The sequence below is a fragment of the Paenibacillus sp. FSL R5-192 genome, from assembly GCF_000517845.1.
GTDB classification, from domain to species: Bacteria; Bacillota; Bacilli; order Paenibacillales; family Paenibacillaceae; genus Paenibacillus; species Paenibacillus amylolyticus.
On sequence record NZ_ASPR01000048.1, the window covers coordinates 110,417 to 128,115 of the forward strand.

The window sequence follows — 17,699 nt, forward strand, 5'->3', positions numbered from 1 at the left end:
CTTTCTGGGAAAGCAAGTTCAGCTCACCTTGATTGGAATCTTTCAATTTATACCCCCCCCCAACGATTTGAACTAACGGGAAACGTTAGCTCAATAACAACAAGAAAGTAGCTGATCATTGTGATTGGCTGCTTTTACTCAACTAACGGACAGTTTTGCTGAATAGATCTGCTGAGTATGTGGAGCATCTGGCCTCTCGCGGTTGGTTGCGGACAAGAGAGATAAAAATCGTAAGGTAAAGGAGAAGTCTGGCAGATACGATTGCGATTAAAAAACTACCCATGACGCACATGCGTCATGGGTAGTTTTTTAATCATTTCCATACGTTCAGGAGGGGGCCGTGTGAAATAGCGATGTCCTAATCACTTCGTTGGACAGGACAGACAAAGTTTTGTGTAAAAATGGCCACCGTCCGGGAAGGGCTATTCTTCGTATCATTTCCGAACCGACTTACTTGACCGGCCCCATCCAGGTTGAAATCGTCTTCTGCTGGTGCGGCAACGGCGGTTTTAACTTCCCGTTATCGATCAAATGCTTCAAAATATAAGCGACAAGCCGGCCTCCGCCGGTGTTGCCTCTCACCATGTAAGCAAGTTGCGGCTCCAAATGCTTCGGCTGATTTTGCAGGAACAGGTTGAGCATTTTGTCGTAGAGCTTGCCGACAGCAGGCGCATACAGAGCGGACAAATCCGGCATTGCTTTGTTCAACCGATCCAACGTTTGCGGAGAGTCCATCCAGACCGCATTGAACTTGTACCCCTCCTTCGTCTTGCGGATGTACCCCTTCTCCAGCAGGAACGAATATTGCTCAGCGTTCTCTTCGTTGTCGGGCAGTTCCCCTTGTTGGAACGCATGACAAATCTCGACATTCCGATATTCCAGCAAACGCCAATCCATCTGGCGGTCGCTCCAGTACGTATTGAATTGCCACAAGTATAAAGGAGAGTCTTCGACGTAGCGGAGCGACGGACCGAAGGTGACGTAACTACTCATATCAAAACCCGGATCGGCATAGTGGCTCCGATTTAACGCCGCATAGGCAATATATTGACCTCCGTCCTTTCGCATTGGTGCGACCGCATCGAAGTTTTCGCCAGCCGGCATGCTCCGCCAAGATTGCTCCTCGATGTTCTTGGGCAGCAAGGTCCAGAGCAGGAAATTATAGTCGCCGTCCGGAACGTAAACTCCGCTATCCTCGACTTGCCGGCGAACTTCCATTATTGCGTCGAAATGAACATCGGCCACTTCGGCGGCGCAATCTTGCCAGAATTGATGACCAGCTACGGCTAACTCAAAGAGGTCCCAGACGATGGTATTGCTTTGATATTTACCGGGAGAGGTTTGGATGAGAAAATTGTAATCGGCCAGGTGCCGGACTTCGCCTTCCAGCAAAGACGGCGGCATTCCGAGCTCCTCCGCGATTTGATGTACAGTACGCGCCTTATGATAAGCCGCGTAAACGATATTTTGCGCCAAGGCGCGTCCAAGAAAATCGTTGGTTTCGCCAAGGCTGCCGGCCGAACCGGAATGGCCCATTTCCCCCATGCTGATCGGATTGACACTTAAAGTTCCTGTTGCACGCATACGTTTCATCCCTTTCCGTAACTTCTTTTTGGCCTCGCTCAAATGCCACTTCACCGTGTTGACAGGAATGTTCAGAGCAATCGCGATATCGCTGATTTTAAGCTCGTCGTAGTAATGCATGACCACGATCCGGCGATGGATGTCGGACAGAAACGCGACTTCTCGACGGAGCTCGCGGTAAGCTTCGGTTACCAGCAGCCGGTCAAGCGGCTCTCGGGAAGGGGCAGCAGACAGTTCGGACATGCCGTTGATTTCGAACGCTTGGGGAACGTGCGCACGCTTTTTCAACCAATTCACCCAAGTGTATCGGGCAACCGTCCAGACGTAAGCGTCAAGGCTTCTAATGTCCCGCACCCCAGAGAAGGATTTTAACAACTGCAGCATAATCTCCTGAGCCAGATCCTCCGCCTCGGCCCGCTGCTTGATACGATTTAAGGCAAAACCGAAAATCGGTTTGACATAGCTCCGAATTGCTTCCGCCGCTTCTTTTTCGTTTTTACCAATTGAATCCATCTTTTGCCTCCATAGTTGCATCTGTAATTCCTGACAATTATATAGTGTGCCAGGCGAAATAAAGGTTGGGATTATTTTTTTTAAAATTTGGACGTCCTAACGGATCGCTCATACATGTATAATTACAAACATCAACATCATGAGTAGGTCATTTAAATGGTTAAAGAGACGTTATGAACTTTTTGTTAAACAAGATGAAGGTTACTTTAGATGTAAAGGTCTCACTTTTAGTATATAAAGATACTTCTTTTCCGTTCAACTATGGGAGGATACAAACTAGGAGCACGAGCCGAAGTTCTTCTTCGGGTACTTGGGGCACTCCTTCGTTCCGTAGTTAACCAGGAGTGGTCTCGATTAATTATTCAAATGCATAATTGAGGTTCATTAAAATAACGGGAAACGTTAGCCTAATGCTCAAAGAATCAACGTAATCAACTGCGGTTTACAACTAACGGATGACAATAGGGATCGTTGCAAAAATGCTAACAATCCTTATTGGTATACCTTTAGGGGGGGATGTACTCCAGAAAATACGGACAAAAAAAGCCCAAAAGGGCTACTTCCATAATTGTCATAATAAACTTTTCCTAGTACTCTCACTGATAAAAGAAATTATATCTTTTAACTTTCCCTTGTAGGAGTATGAGTAGCAACTTTCCATTTACCTTCCTCATAGGTTAAAGTTATTTTTGCAGAGAGCGACCCCTCATTGGTACGATACTTACTGACCTCTATGGCAATGTTATTATCTGATTGCTTCTCCTGCTTTTCAATTTTCAGTAAAATCCCTTTTAGCGTGTTTTCAGACTGTTCAGACAGTCCTTCTTCAATCAATTCTTCATAGGTTAGGTTATAAATTTTTACGTTATATTTGCTGTGAAGGTAATCCTCAATGCTTTTCTTATCAGAATCCTTTAATGAAATTCCTTTATCAAAATCCAATGAGATATACTCCATGTTTTCATTAAGAGCCGTATCTGTTGAAATTAACTCCTCCAACGCCATACGATAAGGTTCACCTAGTTCATTCTGCTGACTAGAGCCAGTAACACCACCTGCGCAAGCTGATAGTAAAAATAACGCTACAACACTGAAAATAAAATGCATTGTCTTTACTTTTATGACAATCCCCTCCTGGGTACTCGTTTCCTAAATAAACGTAATGATAAACAGAAATGTTGTATTTCAGTTTAAAAAGGAGCCCAATTTGATCTGCCTAATTAAGCTAGCAAGTAGGTTAACGGCAAGGATCATATGTGGGCAGAACTGTAATATCAGGAGAATTTATGGTTTTAATAGGGGATAATGATTACTTATTATTCCAGATATATGCTACTCTCTTTTTATTCCATAGTTTTCTTAACGGAAAAAATGGGAATTTAAATGTTGGGGGTAATTGCTTGCTTCTATCCGAACGATTGCCAATTGCAGCAAGTCTGTACCCTGAGGAACCTGCGTTAATGCGACATGGGCAAACGATGAGTTATGGGGAGCTTTACGGTCTAGTTGAAAGACTCAGTCATGCCCTGTATGTTGAAGGACTCCGGGCCGGTGATCGTATTGCCCTTTTAGGTGATCCAGATCCCCAGCTCGTTGTTGCGTTTTATGCAGCAGTTGAGATTGGAGCTATACCGCTCGTGCCGTCTCCTTTGCTAACAGTGCCTGAACTCGCTGCGATATTTCAGGATGCAGAACCACATATGGTTATTCATGATGAGCAACATGCTAAAGCAGCTATTGCCACGGTAAAGCTTCTTGGGTATTGTCCAAAACTGTTCACGACAGACGAAGAAGGAACGAATAACAGTTCGCTCGCTGCTCTTTTACAGCAGGAACCCGCGTTCTCTCCAAAAGACCATTTCAAACGAAGTGTAGACGATACGGCAGTCATGATTTATACGGGTGGGACAACTGGTCGGCCAAAAGGGGTCATGCATTCGCATCGTGGTATGGCTGCTTGGAATCAACTTACGCCTTCTGCAGGCTTCGGTCATGATCTCAAGCGTCGTGTGTTAGTGCTCAACTTATCCCATCTGGTAGGTCAGTTCCAGCTGTGGGCGACCATGGCTGCCGGAGGCTGTCTTGTATTTCTAGACGAATACCCGGCGGATGTACACCGCATTATGGAAGCTATTGAACGTGATCAGATTACACAACTCAGCACAGTAGGCCAACTGCTACGTGATCTTACCCGCGAGGTATCCGTAGGAAGTAGAAACTTGAAGAGTCTTTCGCTTATTGGCTGCGGAGGGTCCATTATTTCCCCGGATACACTTCAGGAGGTCGTATCGCAATTTCCTGAAGTTATCATTGTGAACAACTACTCACAAGCGGAATGTGGAATGTCCATAAGCCGCCTTTTTCCTGCTCAGCATATGGGCGATCCCCATCGCCTTCGATCCGTAGGTCGTCCTGCTGACTTGGCTGCCCAAGGTGAGCAGGCCTTTGAAGTTCGGATATTAGATACGGACGGAAGTGAGACAGTTACGGGCGAGGCTGGAGAAATCGTTGTTCGAGGTGCACAGACCATGCTGGGGTATTGGCGCCAGTTGGAGGTTACTGCCGAGACCATGTCCGATGGCTGGATTCGAACTGGGGATGTCGGTTGTCTGGATGCCGAAGGTTACCTTTATGTGTTTGATCGCTTGAAGGATATGATTATTGTGGACGGTTCCAATGTGTTCTGTGCCGAAGTGGAGCATGTTATTGTGAGCCATGAGTCGGTAAGCGAGGCGGCCGTAATTGGACATCCTCTTCCTGACGAAGGCGAGGAACTTGTCGCTTTCATAGTGTTACAAGATGGTGAAAGTATGGATCTGACGCGGGTGCGAGCGTTTTGTGAGCCACACCTTGCTCCGTACAAATGGCCGACTCAACTGTTCATTGTGGATACTTTGCCCAGAACAGCCGTGGATAAAATAGACAAAAAGCAGTTGCGCAAGCATCTATCCTTAATTTCATCCGAAGGACTATGCTAACGGGAATGCTGTTTAATAGCTGTTGGGTTGAATATTTATTGTTAGATCAACAAAAACAGCCCTTCAACTTCCTTTTGGAAGTGAAGGGCTGTACGTTTTTATCTCAACTTGTATGCAGGCGGGCACGAAAATACCTCGTAGTGTTACCTCAAAATCGTACTGGCCTGATTGCCTGCATAATCCTCAATGACCAGCTTCAAAGAGCTGTTGCTGGACGCTGGTGTGAAGGTCAGTTCACTCAGCTTTGTTCTTCCCCGAATGATATACGGGAATTTCTGCGAAACGTAAGTGACTCCGAACTCGCGTGGTACCCCATTTTCATATACAAAGATCTTATACCAGTCCTCCAGATCCGGGAGGGCTAATGTGTACTTTCCATCTTTTACCGTGACCATTTCCTTGGCGTATGGTGTAATCTGAAGATCTGCGAGCTGTCCGGTATGGGTAACCGGATTCTGCCCGCCAATGGCGATGTTCAGCACGTAATGTTCACCATTGGTCGGAAGTCCGGTCAGGACGACAGATTGTTTTCCTTTTTTGACCTGAAGTGACTTGGTGAAGGGCTCTTTTGTGTATTCTGTTTCTAGTGTGAGTTGAATAGACTTGTTGCCTTTTCCTTTGTCTTTATTTTTATCCTTGTCCTTATCCGTATTCTTATCTTTGTCTTTGCCCGAGTCTTTCACTTTCTTCGGGTTTTTCCAGCTTACAATAGCATCGCCATTCTTTTTGAATTTCACATCAATATCCTGAACGGCTGCATTCAGATCGTAAGGCAGGACGGTTGCTTCACTTTCGGTACCATCTGCACCAACCGCACGGATAGACAGTTCACCAGATGGCTGTTTTAGCGATTTGATATAAAAAGTGGAATCATACACGCCGCCTACATAGGCGCCATTTTCATATAAATTGTATTGTTTGACCTCTGAATAGTCCTTCATGTCCCATGCAACAACCAGTTCATCGGTGTTGGTCAGTGCTTTGGCAATATGGAATCCGGTCGGTGCATCCGGTACAGCCGCTGAACCGTCGGAAATGCGGATCTCGCCAATGTTCATCTGGTAATTCTCAATTGCTTTGCCATTCGGGTCAAAAGATAATCCCATAGCGGCAATGGTTTTGCCTTGATAGGCACTCAAATCCAGCGAAGTTGTCTTCCAGCCTTCTGTATGCTGGCCTGCATTAGGCACATTTACGTTGACCACGTTGGATGGATCATCTTCGAAGATCAACCCAACATGCAGGGAGGAAGCGTCACTAGTCGACGGTTTGTTATACGTCAGTTCCAGTTTCGATTGCCCGTTGACGGACAGGTCGGTCTTGTACAGGCGCAGGAAGTTCTCCGCGTTCAGTGTGCCGTTCACCACGAGAGAGCTGCCGCCATTAAACGCGCCAATGGAGTCATAGTTGTACCTTGCGCCTTTCTCATAAGAGGGACCATAGTCAAAATCAACACTGAGCTTGTCGCCTTCACTATCCATCCACCATTGCCAAGTGACAGGGATATCCTGAATGTTGATATTCGACCATTCTTTATCGTTCGAGACCGCGCCGTCTTCATAATATTTCAGACCGTGCCCCGTATTGAAACTGGTTGCAAAATTGGAGCCATTGATAACGGAGCGTTCGGTCAGATAAGCGGCAATTCCATCCCAATTTGCACCGGAAGCATACACATCCGACAGATCGGCAGATGCATTACGACGTGCATCTGTCGGGTCTTGATTTGGCCCTGACCACCAGGCACGATCACGTACAAAGGTCATCCACTGGTACTCATCCTCAGCTCGGTGATTGGTGCTGCCATCGCCCATCTCTTCATCCAGGGCGTTGTGGGTGAAGTCGGCACCTAATGTCGCGATGCTGTTCATGGGTTGACCGTTCTCATCCAGATTATGGCGCAGGTCATAAGATTGCTTCCAGCGGCCGAATTTGTCATGTCCACCTTCGACACCAGCAAATACGGTTTCCAGTGGATCCAGTCCCAGGCTAAGGGCATGATCACGGGAATCGCGGAGCATCTTGTGGTTCCATACATAGTTCAGGAAGATGGAATCCGAGACTCTGCCGAGAACGGAATCTTGTACAAAGGGGCTGTTGAGCCCATTGAATTGGTTCTGGTATTGAATTTTGCCTGTTGTGTTGATGGTGGAATCATACCACTGAACGTACAGGCCTTTATCTCTTAGATATTTCATGAATTTCTTGTAGGAAGCGATATCCTCAGGGGCTACACCCCGGGCAACCTCTTCCTGATTGAAGAAATATCCATCGTAGTTGTAGTATTCTGCCATCTCGGCCAGTTTCTCGGCCACAGGGAAATTACCGTTTTCATCCTGGATCAGCATTTGTTTATAGGTTTGTGGCCCACGGTCATTGTCCGAGAAAAAGATGTTGGCAATGGATTTAACGCCATTTTTGTGGGCTGCATTGGTGTAGGCCGGATTAGGAATGTTCAAAATGCCAAACTCGAAGTATTTCTCCGTCCACTCTTTACTCGGATCGTACAGCTCCTCAGGTACTCCCGCAGAAGCCATGCCGTGCCAATAGCTGTAATAGTCTGTATATTGCCAATAATTAAATAGATACTGGCTGAATTCATTGGTATAAGGTGTGCTATCGAAGAATGCATTGCCGTAATCGCCACTCATCGTGAATAGCTGGGTGTCCGGACTAAGCTCAGGATAAGCCTGTGTGGCAGCGAACGCTTCATTACGGGGCTGCAAGGGAACATGGGCACGAAGGAGATCACCATGGATATCACTTTCCGGTGTCCAGTTCAGAATCTGGGCCGAGGTGTACCCGTGTTGATAGGGCTGATTCACCCCTTTGGCACTTTCACCGGTGTAGGGGAGCGTGTCTCCGGCATAAATGGATGATGCAACAACTTGTCCAAGCAGAGCCGTAGTCAGGACCATGGCAGTGACCTTGGGAATGAGGCCTTTTGGTTTGAGTTTGCGTGTCATGCTGTTCCTCCTTCAAGTGGAATGAATGTAAGGTATTCTTTTACACAAAGCTAAACTTATGGTTAACGATAGTGGATGAAAGCGTTTTTAAATAGGGTGAAATTAAAGAAACACAGATATAAACTAAAGAAAAGTTGCAGGTGACAAGTTAATGTCAGAAGCCTGATGATATAATTCAAGTCAGGAAAACAGCATCGGAGGGAACATGCGAATTGAAAATTGTTAGCGTTTACAATAATTTCTTCAAAAATAATATGTTTATGAAAATGCTCCTGATTTTCTCGATGATATCGATTGTCACGATTATTACGTTATCTTATATCATCTTCCTGTCGGTGTCCGACTCCACGATTCGCCGGGAACTGGCGATCCAGAAAGCGGCGATGGAACATGTGGATCGGTACATTCATCAGCAGTATGAATCGGTACAAAACATGGTGAGGGACATGCATCAGAATGAGGCACTCTCAGCCAACATTACGTACCTGATGAATCATTCGTACGCTGAATATGTTCAGCACATGACCAATGGATATTACGCTAATCAGGACGACTATTCGGCCGATGTGTTGAAACATTTTCAGAACATTATGGATCGTAATTCGCAGATTAACCAACTCATGTTATATAGCGCTGAGCAGCAGGATTTGTCTACCTTTAATCAACACAAGCAGTTCCGCAAGCTGGACGCCAATGTAGCTCATTCCTATATTCCGGACGTGATGGCGATGGAAACGCCCAATATCAGTGCACCCAACTACTGGATTCGCAAAGAGATTAATCAATGGGACCCTGCGCTCTACTCCATTCGCGTACCGATTAACAATACACAGACTCTTCGGAATCTAGGCCAGTTTCTTGTCTTCTTTGACTCGGAGGGAATCGGTAACGCGCTGGATAACTACGAGAGTAATCTCAAGGGAGAAATCGTGGTGTTATCGGCGAAAGGGACAGTGTTATTTGACTCCAACAATCATTATTACGGGAAGAAGTACCCCTACGTGAATGTAGCCGATTCCCTGTTTGATCAGACCGATATGGATTCAATGAAAAAGGAGCAGAACATGTACGTGAACAAGTTTGTCTCCGCGGATCAGGGTTATGTGGTCATAGGCACAGTTCCGGTAGAAGAGATGGCTGAAACCTATGCGGGCATTCGCAATACCATTATCTCGATCAGTATCGTATGTATTTTGTTTGCCGTGCTGGTTCCGGCATTTTTCATTATTAACTTTGCCAAACGAACCCGTCGAATTATCCGCTTCACCCAAAAAGTGAAATATGGCAACTTGACGGCTCGAATCGACGATCCGCGAGATGATGAACTGGGGCAGATCTCACATAGCTTCAACGACATGCTGGATGAGCTGAATCTGTATATTGAACGGGTCTACAAAGCCGAGATCAAACAGAAGGAGACCGAGCTGGTCGCATTACAGGCGCGCATCAACCCTCATTTTCTCTACAATACGCTTGAAGTGATTCGGATGAGGGCGATATCCCAAGGGGCGAGAGATGTTGGCGAGATGATCTATAGTTTATCCGTATTGTTCAAGAGCCTGGTACAGCAAAAGAAAAATTATACGCTGAAGGATGAGATGGAAGCTTGCCGCTTGTATCTGGAGTTATTCCGAATCCGCTACAAGGATATTTTCATATATACGATCCAGATCGATGCTGCATATTATCAACACCCTGTGGTGAAACTTTCGCTGCAACCTATCATTGAGAATTATGTCGTACACGGCATTCAGACAGAACGTTTGGATAACCGATTATCCATTGTTGTGGAAGAGACAGATGATGTGGTGCAAGTGGAAGTCAAAGATAATGGCAAAGGCATTGATCCGGCACGCCTGACGGAAATCCTTGAAGAACTGGAACGTCCTGAAGAGTCTGGTCAGATGTTTGGGCTGCGCAGTGTCCATAGTCGATTGCGCTTCCTGTATGGGCCAGAGTTCGGTATCACCATAGAGAGCACCCTCGGAGAAGGAACACGGATCAGGGTGCGTTATCCACATACAGAAGGGACAGGTGTGTAATATGTACAAGGTGTTTATTGTGGACGATGAGCCATTCATCATTGAAGGTTTATACGATATTGTGGATTGGTCTTCATTTGGTATGGAAATTGTGAGCCATGCAGGTAATGGGCAAGCAGCGTTACAGGCGCTCTCTTCTCAGCCCGTGGACATTCTGATCACGGATATATCCATGCCACTCATGAATGGTCTTGACCTGATTCGGGAAGCAAGGCGAGTACAACCTGAGCTTAAGGTCATTATCCTCAGTGGTTTCAATGAGTTCGAATATCTGAAGGAAGGCATGCAGCTGGGAATCGAAAATTATTTGCTCAAACCGATTAATGTAGAGGAACTGGAATCCACGCTGAGCAACACGGCGTCCAAGCTGGATCATACGGTATCACCTCAAGCCGATGATGCGTATGGTATTCAGATTCTGAAAGATAACATTCTTCATCGATGGCTTACAGGACAGATTGCAGCTACTGAATTTGAAGAACGTGCCCAGTTCATGAATCTTTCGCTGGATGCACCGGACGTTGCTGTGGCCATTCTGCGTGACAAAGGGCAAGTACCCGGTTTGTTTGAACGTGTAGAAGAGATGCTTAGAGACAGACGCCATCTGAACGTATTTCATGATATCGATGGAGACATCGTCATTATTGCCAATATTCAGGGTACGAGTGACGAGGAACAGAAGTTGATGGATGGCTTGCAGGCATTATCTGATGAGATAACCGTAACCCATCCGGCGGCACGCATTGGAGCAGGCAGATTGATGAAAGGGTTATACCAAGCGCCGACCAGTTATGCGGAGGCCAAAAAAGCACTCCAGTATGTGATGATCTATCCCGACCTTAAAGTGATCGACCATGCCATGTTGGAAAGGTGCGGAAATTCAACGGCGACCTTTTTCATTGAATGGAGGGAGTATGCCAAACTCATTCTGTCCCGCAATACAGAACAACTTGCCGACCGGATTCGCATGGATTTTGAACAGCATCGCGATGGGCTTACACCTGGGGAGTTACAGAACACCGCATTGGAAGTTGTGATTCGCTTCAAAATGGAGCTGGAAAGCATCAAACATTCTGATGAGTCTGCCATATACCAACAAGGGCTTCAACTTGTACTGGACAGTGGCACTTTTGATGAACTTGTGCGGGCGCTTCAGCAGGTTGGGTCGCAGACGATCCAGTCCCTATTGCAGGATCTGAAAAATCCAATTGTGAACCAGGTGCTTCAGCATATCGACAAACACTACGCAGAAGAGCTTTCCCTGAAGCTGCTGGGTGCCCACTATCATCTGCATCCGGTGTATTTGGGGCAATTGTTCCATAAGGAGACCGGAGAGACGTTTGCCGAATACATCAACAAATACCGAATTGAACGTGCGAAGGAGCAATTACGCAATTCCAATCTGAAGGTACATGAGATCGCCCGAAATGTAGGGTATTGGGAGACGGGGTATTTCTATAAACAGTTCCGCAAATATGTAGGAATTTCACCGACTGATTTCAAGGTGTTTGGTTAATTCGGTGACGGGTAGATCCAACCATGCGGACAGAGAGCCAAGAGACATATCGGGAACAGGAATGGCATGGATGAAAATCATGGCATACGTTACCCGGCATGTCTCTTTCATGTAAGCGATTTATTTAAATAGGTACAAAATAGATGCCTAAGGAAGATTTCTCTTTAATTTGTACCTCGAAAACTTAAGTTTATCTTCTTTTTGTAAATGCTTTCATTCGATAAGGTTAAAGCAGTTAGTAAGTAGAGCCTAAGGGAACACGAAAAGGGAGGATCAAAGAAATGAGTAAACAAAGAAAACGCTTCTCACTCGTTCTTGCATTGTTAATGGCCGTTACACTTGTTCTTAGTGCCTGTGGAGGAAGCAAAGATGCTTCAGAATCCGGGGGAGCTGGAGATGACGCGGTAGAGTTGATCTGGTATACCATTGGTACCCCTCAGAAAGACGTCAACAAAGTGATGGAAGAAGTGAGCAAGTATACCAAAGAGAAAATTAATGCCACGGTAACGATGAAGATGGTTGACTGGGGTGACTACCCGCAGAAAATGCAGGTTAACGTAGCATCCGGTGAGCCAATGGACATTCTGTTCACTTCTTCTGGTGGATTCGATTATGTACAAAATGCCAGAAAAGGTGCATTCCTTGAACTGGATGACCTGCTTGCTGAATACGGTCAGGATCTTACCAAGACCATTGATCCTGCATTCCTAAGCGGTTCCAAGGTAGACGGACACAATTACGGAATTCCAGCTAACAAAGAGCTGCCACAACAAGAGGTATGGCGCTTTAACCAAATGCTGGTTGATAAATACAAGCTGGACATCTCTGGCGTTCGTACGTTAGACAGTCTGGAGCCTCTGCTCAAAACAATTAAGGAAAACGAGGCGAGTGTAACACCATTTGCCATGGATAAAAACTATGTTCCTTACGTGCCTTATGACTATGTCATTCAGAATCTGCCAATGGCAATCAAGCTGGATACAACAGACTATAAGCTTGTAAACATACTGGAAACACCTGAAATGAAAGAAGCACTTACTACGATGCACAAATACTACAAGGCTGGTTATGTATCGGCAGAAGCGGCAACAACAGGTTCCACGAACGACCTGACAACATCGGGCAACTGGTTCCTGGATCGTGCACAGACTCAGCCGCTCGCGGACAATCAATGGTCTGCAAGTTACGGTTATCAAGTCGTTTCAACACCGGCAAGTGAAGCAATTATAACAAATACATCTGTACAAGGTTCCATCATGGCCATCTCGGCCAACTCGGAATATCCGGAGAAAGCGATGGAATTCCTGAACCTGCTCAATACAGATCCTGTGCTGCGTAATATGGTGGACTCCGGTATTGAGGGCACACACTACAAAAAAGTGGATGACACGCATATGGAAAATCTGCCTGAATCAAAAAACTACGATATGCCTTCATACTCCCTTGGGAACAACATGCTGCTCTATCTGAACAGCAATGACCCAGATAACAAATGGGATGAGTTCAAGAAGTTTAACGCTGAAGGTGTCAATTCCCCGATCCTCAGCTTTAACTTTGATGCAAGCAATGTATCTGCCGAACTAACGGCGGTACAGAACGTGAAAGAGCAATATTGGGCAGCACTGATGACAGGTACCCTGGACCCGGCAGCCAATCTGGATCAAGTGATTGAGAAGTTCAATCAAGCCGGACTGGAGAAAGTAATGGCTGAAGCCCAAAGCCAGCTGGATGCCTGGAGAGCGGAAAACAAGTAACAGTACATCGTAAGGATCGGGCGGCTGCTTATCGCGTCCGGTCCTTTTTCATTCAAGCCTGAAGGAGGATCTCCACAATGACTACATTTTTGAAAAACCTGATTAGAAACCGAGTCATGTTGCTCATGGTGCTACCAGGCGCCATCTGGTTCTTCTTCTTCTCCTACTTGCCACTCGTGGGTACAGTGGCTGCTTTCAAAGAATATCGATTCAGCCGTGAAGGGTTCTGGGCAAGTCTGATGAAGAGTGAATGGGTTGGCTGGGACAATTTCAAATTCCTGTTCAGCACAAGTGACGCATGGCTCATTACACGCAACACCCTCTTTTATAACATCGCCATTATCTTCCTGGGACTGGTATTTGCTGTGGCATTGGCAATCCTGCTCTCGGAACTAGTGAATAAACGACTCGCCAAACTGTATCAAACCGGTATGTTTCTGCCGTATTTTCTATCCTGGGTTATCGTTGGTTACTTCGCATTCAGCTTCTTGAGCATGGACCGCGGGATGCTGAATCAGATTATCGGCTGGTTTGGGATGGAACCAATTCAATGGTACTCCGAGGCGAAATATTGGCCGTATATTCTGGTATTCGTAGCGCTATGGAAAACCATAGGTTATAGCAGCGTTGTCTATCTGGCTTCCATACTGGGGATTGATAAATCACTGTATGAAGCAGCCATGATTGATGGAGCAAGCAAATGGCAGCAGATTCGCAATATTACGATTCCGTTGCTGTCGCCCATCATCACGATTATGACCTTGCTGGCCGTAGGCCGCATTTTCTATGCCGACTTTGGACTCTTCTATCAGGTGCCAAGGGATTCGGGTACGCTTTATTCCGTGACAAATGTTATTGATACGTATGTATATCGAGGTTTGAAAACTAGTGGTGAGATCGGCATGAGTACAGCAGCGGGATTGTATCAATCCGTGGTGGGCTTTGTGCTTGTTATTATCTCCAACTATGTTGTTCGCAAAGTAGATAAAGACAGCAGCCTATTCTAGGACAGGGAAAGGAGTGAACCACTATGGCTCAAGCAGGGCTTGTTAAAAAACGCGACTTCCACCACGTATCCAACGGATGGAACGTGATCATGAACATCATCGCCGGTCTATTTGCTCTGATCTGTGTATTTCCTTTTATATTTGTAGTTATCATCTCGTTTACAGACGAGAAAGCACTGGCCCGTGATGGGTATCGTCTGATTCCGGCAGAATGGAGTCTCGCGGCATATCAGTTTGTCTGGCAGAGTGGGGACACGCTGCTGCGGGCGTATGGAGTTACCATCCTGGTGACGGTACTCGGTACCATTATCAGTTTGATTCTCATGTCACTGTATGCGTATGCGGTTTCCCGCAAGAGCTTCAGATATCGGAGATTTTTCTCCATCTTTGCAATTCTTACCATGCTGTTCAACGGCGGGATGATTCCAACCTATATGGTCGTATCCCAGCTGCTTGGGTTGAAAGATACGTTATGGGCACTGATTCTGCCGCTGGCGATGAATGCCTTCTATATTATGATCCTGCGTACATTCTACTCCACCAGTGTACCGGATGCAGTCATTGAATCGGCGAAGATTGATGGCGCCGGTGAGTTCTATACCTTTATGAAAATCGTGGTTCCACTCTCCTTGCCGGGACTGGCAACCATCGGGTTGTTCAGTACACTCGGTTACTGGAATGATTGGTTTAATGCGCTGTTATACATCGATAATCCGAATCTGGTACCACTGCAATCTATGTTAATGCGGATTGAGTCGAGTATCCAATTTATCCAGCAGAACTCTGCTAACAGTTCGATGAGTCTGGCAGCCATGCAGTCCATTCCGCAGGATACGTCCCGAATGGCGATGGTTGTGCTTGCTACGTTGCCGATTATATTCGCTTATCCGTTCTTCCAGCGTTATTTTGTACAGGGTCTGACGGTGGGCGCGGTCAAAGAATAACCGGATCACGTTATAGGATTGGAGAGATGCAGATTGATGACTTATAAGGACCAAAGCAAATCCGTAGAGGAACGGGTACAACACCTGCTGAGCCTGATGACTACGGAAGAAAAGGTAGGTCAACTTACGCAGCCATTTGGCTGGCAGACATATACGAATGATCAAGGGAACATCACGTTAAACGAATCCTTTAAACAGCAAGTGGAAAATGGGGGCGTCGGCTCCCTCTATGGTGCACTTCGCGCAGATCCGTGGACGGGCGTTACGCTGGAAAATGGACTATCCGCCAGAGAAGGCGCTGAGGCGGTCAATCTGATTCAACGTTATGCAATAGAACATTCCAGACTGGGGATTCCCATTCTGATCGGGGAAGAGTGCTCGCATGGTCATATGGCTATTGACGGAACGGTCTATCCTGTCCCTCTTTTACTGGGGAGCACCTGGAATGTGGATCTGTATCGGGAGATGTGCCGGGCAGTAGCACGGGAGACACGTGCTCAAGGTGGTGCGGTCACCTATTCTCCGGTACTGGATGTTGTGCGTGATCCGCGCTGGGGACGTACGGAGGAATGTTTCGGTGAAGATCCGTTTCTCATTGGAGAGCTGGCAGTTGCTTCCGTAGAAGGGCTTCAGGGTGAAAGTCTTGACCGTGGAGATACAGTAGCGGCAACGCTGAAACATTTTGTTGGTTATGGCAGCTCAGAAGGCGGACGTAATGCAGGGCCTGTACATATGGGCTGGCGCGAGCTGCTGGAAGTGGATCTCTATCCATTCCGCAAAGCGGTGGAAGCGGGCGCTGCGTCGATCATGCCAGCATATAACGAAATTGATGGCACGCCTTGCACCGTGAATACGGAATTGCTGGAAGATGTTTTGCGTAAGGATTGGGGCTTTGACGGTCTGGTCATTACGGATTGTGGTGCGATCAACATGCTGGCAAGTGGGCATGATGTCGCGGCAGATGGAATGGAAGCTTCCGTACAGGCGATTGAGGCAGGCATCGATATGGAAATGTCCGGTGAGATGTTTGGGCAATATCTGGTGCAGGCGGTGGCAGAAGGCAAGCTTGATATGCAGGTTCTGGATCAGGCTACCTCTCGCGTGCTGGCGTTGAAGTTCAGACTGGGCTTATTCGAACAGCCTTATGTGGATGCCGATCGGGCAGCAGAAGTAATTGGAAGTGAAGCGCATATTCAACTGGCACGCCAGTTGGCTGCGGAAGGGGTTGTACTTCTCAAAAATGAGGCTGAAACGTTACCTCTCTCGTTAGCAAATGTGGGCCGGATTGCCGTGATCGGCCCAAATGCGGATCAGGCCTACAATCAACTGGGCGATTACACATCTCCGCAACCGAAGTCGAAAGTGGCGACGGTACTGGATGGGATTCGCAGTAAGCTGGCTAGTCATGTGGATGGGCAAACGGAGAAGAGTTCTGTTGGTGCTTTGACTGGTGACAGCAGTACAGATCAGGTTCTTTATGCACCAGGCTGCCGGATCAAAGGTGATTCGAAAGAAGGATTCGAGCGTGCGATCGAAGTTGCCAGTCAAGCGGATACGGTCATTATGGTGGTTGGTGGCTCCAGTGCACGTGACTTTGGAGAAGGAACAATTGATCTGAAGACGGGGGCTTCCAATGTGTCGGATAACTCCTGGAATGATATGGAGTGTGGCGAAGGGATCGACCGGATGACGTTGGGTCTTGCCGGAGTACAGTTGGAACTTATTCAGGAGATTCACAAGCTCGGCAAGAAACTTGTCGTTGTTTACATTAATGGTCGTCCCATCACTGAACCTTGGGTGGATGAACATGCCGATGCAATTCTGGAGGCGTGGTATCCGGGTCAAGAGGGCGGTCGTGCCATTGCAGATATTTTATTCGGTGATGTGAATCCGTCAGGCAAATTGACGATCTCCATTCCGAAGCATGTCGGCCAATTACCGATCTATTATAACGGCAAACGGTCCCGAGGCAAAAGGTATTTGGAAGAGGATTTGGAGCCACGTTATGCATTTGGATACGGACTGAGTTATACCACATTTGAGTACAGCGAGCCGAAACTGAGTGCTGCGTCCATGACAGCTGGTGATTCAGTTAAGGTATCGGTGAATGTGACCAACACTGGCCGTTATGCAGGTGCAGAAGTTGTACAGATGTACATCTCTGACATGGTCAGCTCACTAACTCGTCCGGCCAAGGAACTGAAGGGGTTTGCAAAAGTGAACCTGGAGCCGGGAGAGACACAGACCGTGGAATTCCACATAGGGGCCGAGCAACTGCAGTATATTGGTCGTGATTTGAAGCCTGTCGTTGAACCGGGACAATTCCATATTCATATCGGCAGCAGCGTAAACGATACGCAAATAGCCGAACTGACCGTAAGGGAGGCGTAAGACG

The 17,699-nt window shown here is 46.9% G+C and carries 10 protein-coding genes; 7 read left to right on the forward strand and 3 right to left on the reverse strand.

The features are described 5' to 3' along the window. Positions 1–450: 450 nt before the first annotated feature. Together C161_RS24245 and C161_RS24250 are read right to left on the reverse strand one after the other, a co-directional pair. Positions 451–2,097 carry an RNA polymerase sigma factor gene (locus C161_RS24245; RefSeq protein ID WP_036673360.1) on the reverse strand — a complete coding sequence of 549 codons (1,647 nt, stop codon included), beginning with the start codon at positions 2,095–2,097 and terminating at the stop codon, positions 451–453. 621 nt (positions 2,098–2,718) lie between these two features. Continuing rightward, on the reverse strand, positions 2,719–3,204 hold the full coding sequence (locus C161_RS24250) for a hypothetical protein (protein WP_036673362.1): 486 nt from the start codon (positions 3,202–3,204) through the stop codon (positions 2,719–2,721). A 293-nt stretch (positions 3,205–3,497) separates the two neighbouring features. Here C161_RS24250 and C161_RS24255 point away from each other — a divergent pair, with 293 nt between their 5' ends. After that, positions 3,498–5,075, forward strand: a complete 1,578-nt coding sequence (locus tag C161_RS24255) for a class I adenylate-forming enzyme family protein (protein ID WP_036673364.1) — start codon at positions 3,498–3,500, stop codon at positions 5,073–5,075. A gap of 143 nt (positions 5,076–5,218) precedes the next feature. On the opposite strand, the gene C161_RS24260 is transcribed toward C161_RS24255, so the two are convergent. Further along, positions 5,219–8,041: an endo-beta-N-acetylglucosaminidase gene (locus C161_RS24260; protein WP_051449919.1), complete on the reverse strand. Its 2,823-nt coding sequence runs from the start codon at positions 8,039–8,041 to the stop codon at positions 5,219–5,221. 212 nt (positions 8,042–8,253) lie between these two features. Here C161_RS24260 and C161_RS24265 point away from each other — a divergent pair, with 212 nt between their 5' ends. The 6 genes from C161_RS24265 (at position 8,254) to C161_RS24290 (ending at position 17,695) form a co-directional block, all read left to right on the forward strand. After that, entirely contained in the window at positions 8,254–10,083 is a 1,830-nt protein-coding gene (locus C161_RS24265) for a sensor histidine kinase (protein ID WP_036673366.1), read from the forward strand. A 1-nt stretch (position 10,084) separates the two neighbouring features. Beyond that, positions 10,085–11,599 carry a response regulator transcription factor gene (locus C161_RS24270; protein ID WP_036673368.1) on the forward strand — a complete coding sequence of 505 codons (1,515 nt, stop codon included), beginning with the start codon at positions 10,085–10,087 and terminating at the stop codon, positions 11,597–11,599. Between the two features lie 281 nt (positions 11,600–11,880). Then, positions 11,881–13,353: an ABC transporter substrate-binding protein gene (locus tag C161_RS24275; RefSeq protein WP_036673370.1), complete on the forward strand. Its 1,473-nt coding sequence runs from the start codon at positions 11,881–11,883 to the stop codon at positions 13,351–13,353. 77 nt (positions 13,354–13,430) lie between these two features. Beyond that, a complete protein-coding gene (locus C161_RS24280) occupies positions 13,431–14,360 on the forward strand; it encodes an ABC transporter permease (protein ID WP_036605780.1) in 930 nt (309 codons plus the stop codon). Positions 14,361–14,383: 23 nt separating this feature from the next. Next, positions 14,384–15,304 (forward strand): carbohydrate ABC transporter permease, encoded by a 921-nt coding sequence (locus tag C161_RS24285; RefSeq protein WP_036605781.1) that lies wholly within the window; start codon positions 14,384–14,386, stop codon positions 15,302–15,304. A 36-nt stretch (positions 15,305–15,340) separates the two neighbouring features. Beyond that, positions 15,341–17,695 (forward strand): glycoside hydrolase family 3 N-terminal domain-containing protein, encoded by a 2,355-nt coding sequence (locus C161_RS24290; RefSeq protein ID WP_036673372.1) that lies wholly within the window; start codon positions 15,341–15,343, stop codon positions 17,693–17,695. The last annotated feature ends 4 nt before the right edge of the window (positions 17,696–17,699 follow it).

Coding starts and splice junctions, on each gene's coding strand:
- C161_RS24245 (WP_036673360.1), bottom strand. CDS start 2,097: ATGGATTCAATTGGTAAAAACGAAAAAGAAGCGGCGGAAGCAATTCGG.
- C161_RS24250 (WP_036673362.1), bottom strand. CDS start 3,204: ATGCATTTTATTTTCAGTGTTGTAGCGTTATTTTTACTATCAGCTTGC.
- C161_RS24260 (WP_051449919.1), bottom strand. CDS start 8,041: ATGACACGCAAACTCAAACCAAAAGGCCTCATTCCCAAGGTCACTGCC.
- C161_RS24270 (WP_036673368.1), top strand. CDS start 10,085: ATGTACAAGGTGTTTATTGTGGACGATGAGCCATTCATCATTGAAGGT.
- C161_RS24275 (WP_036673370.1), top strand. CDS start 11,881: ATGAGTAAACAAAGAAAACGCTTCTCACTCGTTCTTGCATTGTTAATG.
- C161_RS24280 (WP_036605780.1), top strand. CDS start 13,431: ATGACTACATTTTTGAAAAACCTGATTAGAAACCGAGTCATGTTGCTC.
- C161_RS24285 (WP_036605781.1), top strand. CDS start 14,384: ATGGCTCAAGCAGGGCTTGTTAAAAAACGCGACTTCCACCACGTATCC.
- C161_RS24290 (WP_036673372.1), top strand. CDS start 15,341: ATGACTTATAAGGACCAAAGCAAATCCGTAGAGGAACGGGTACAACAC.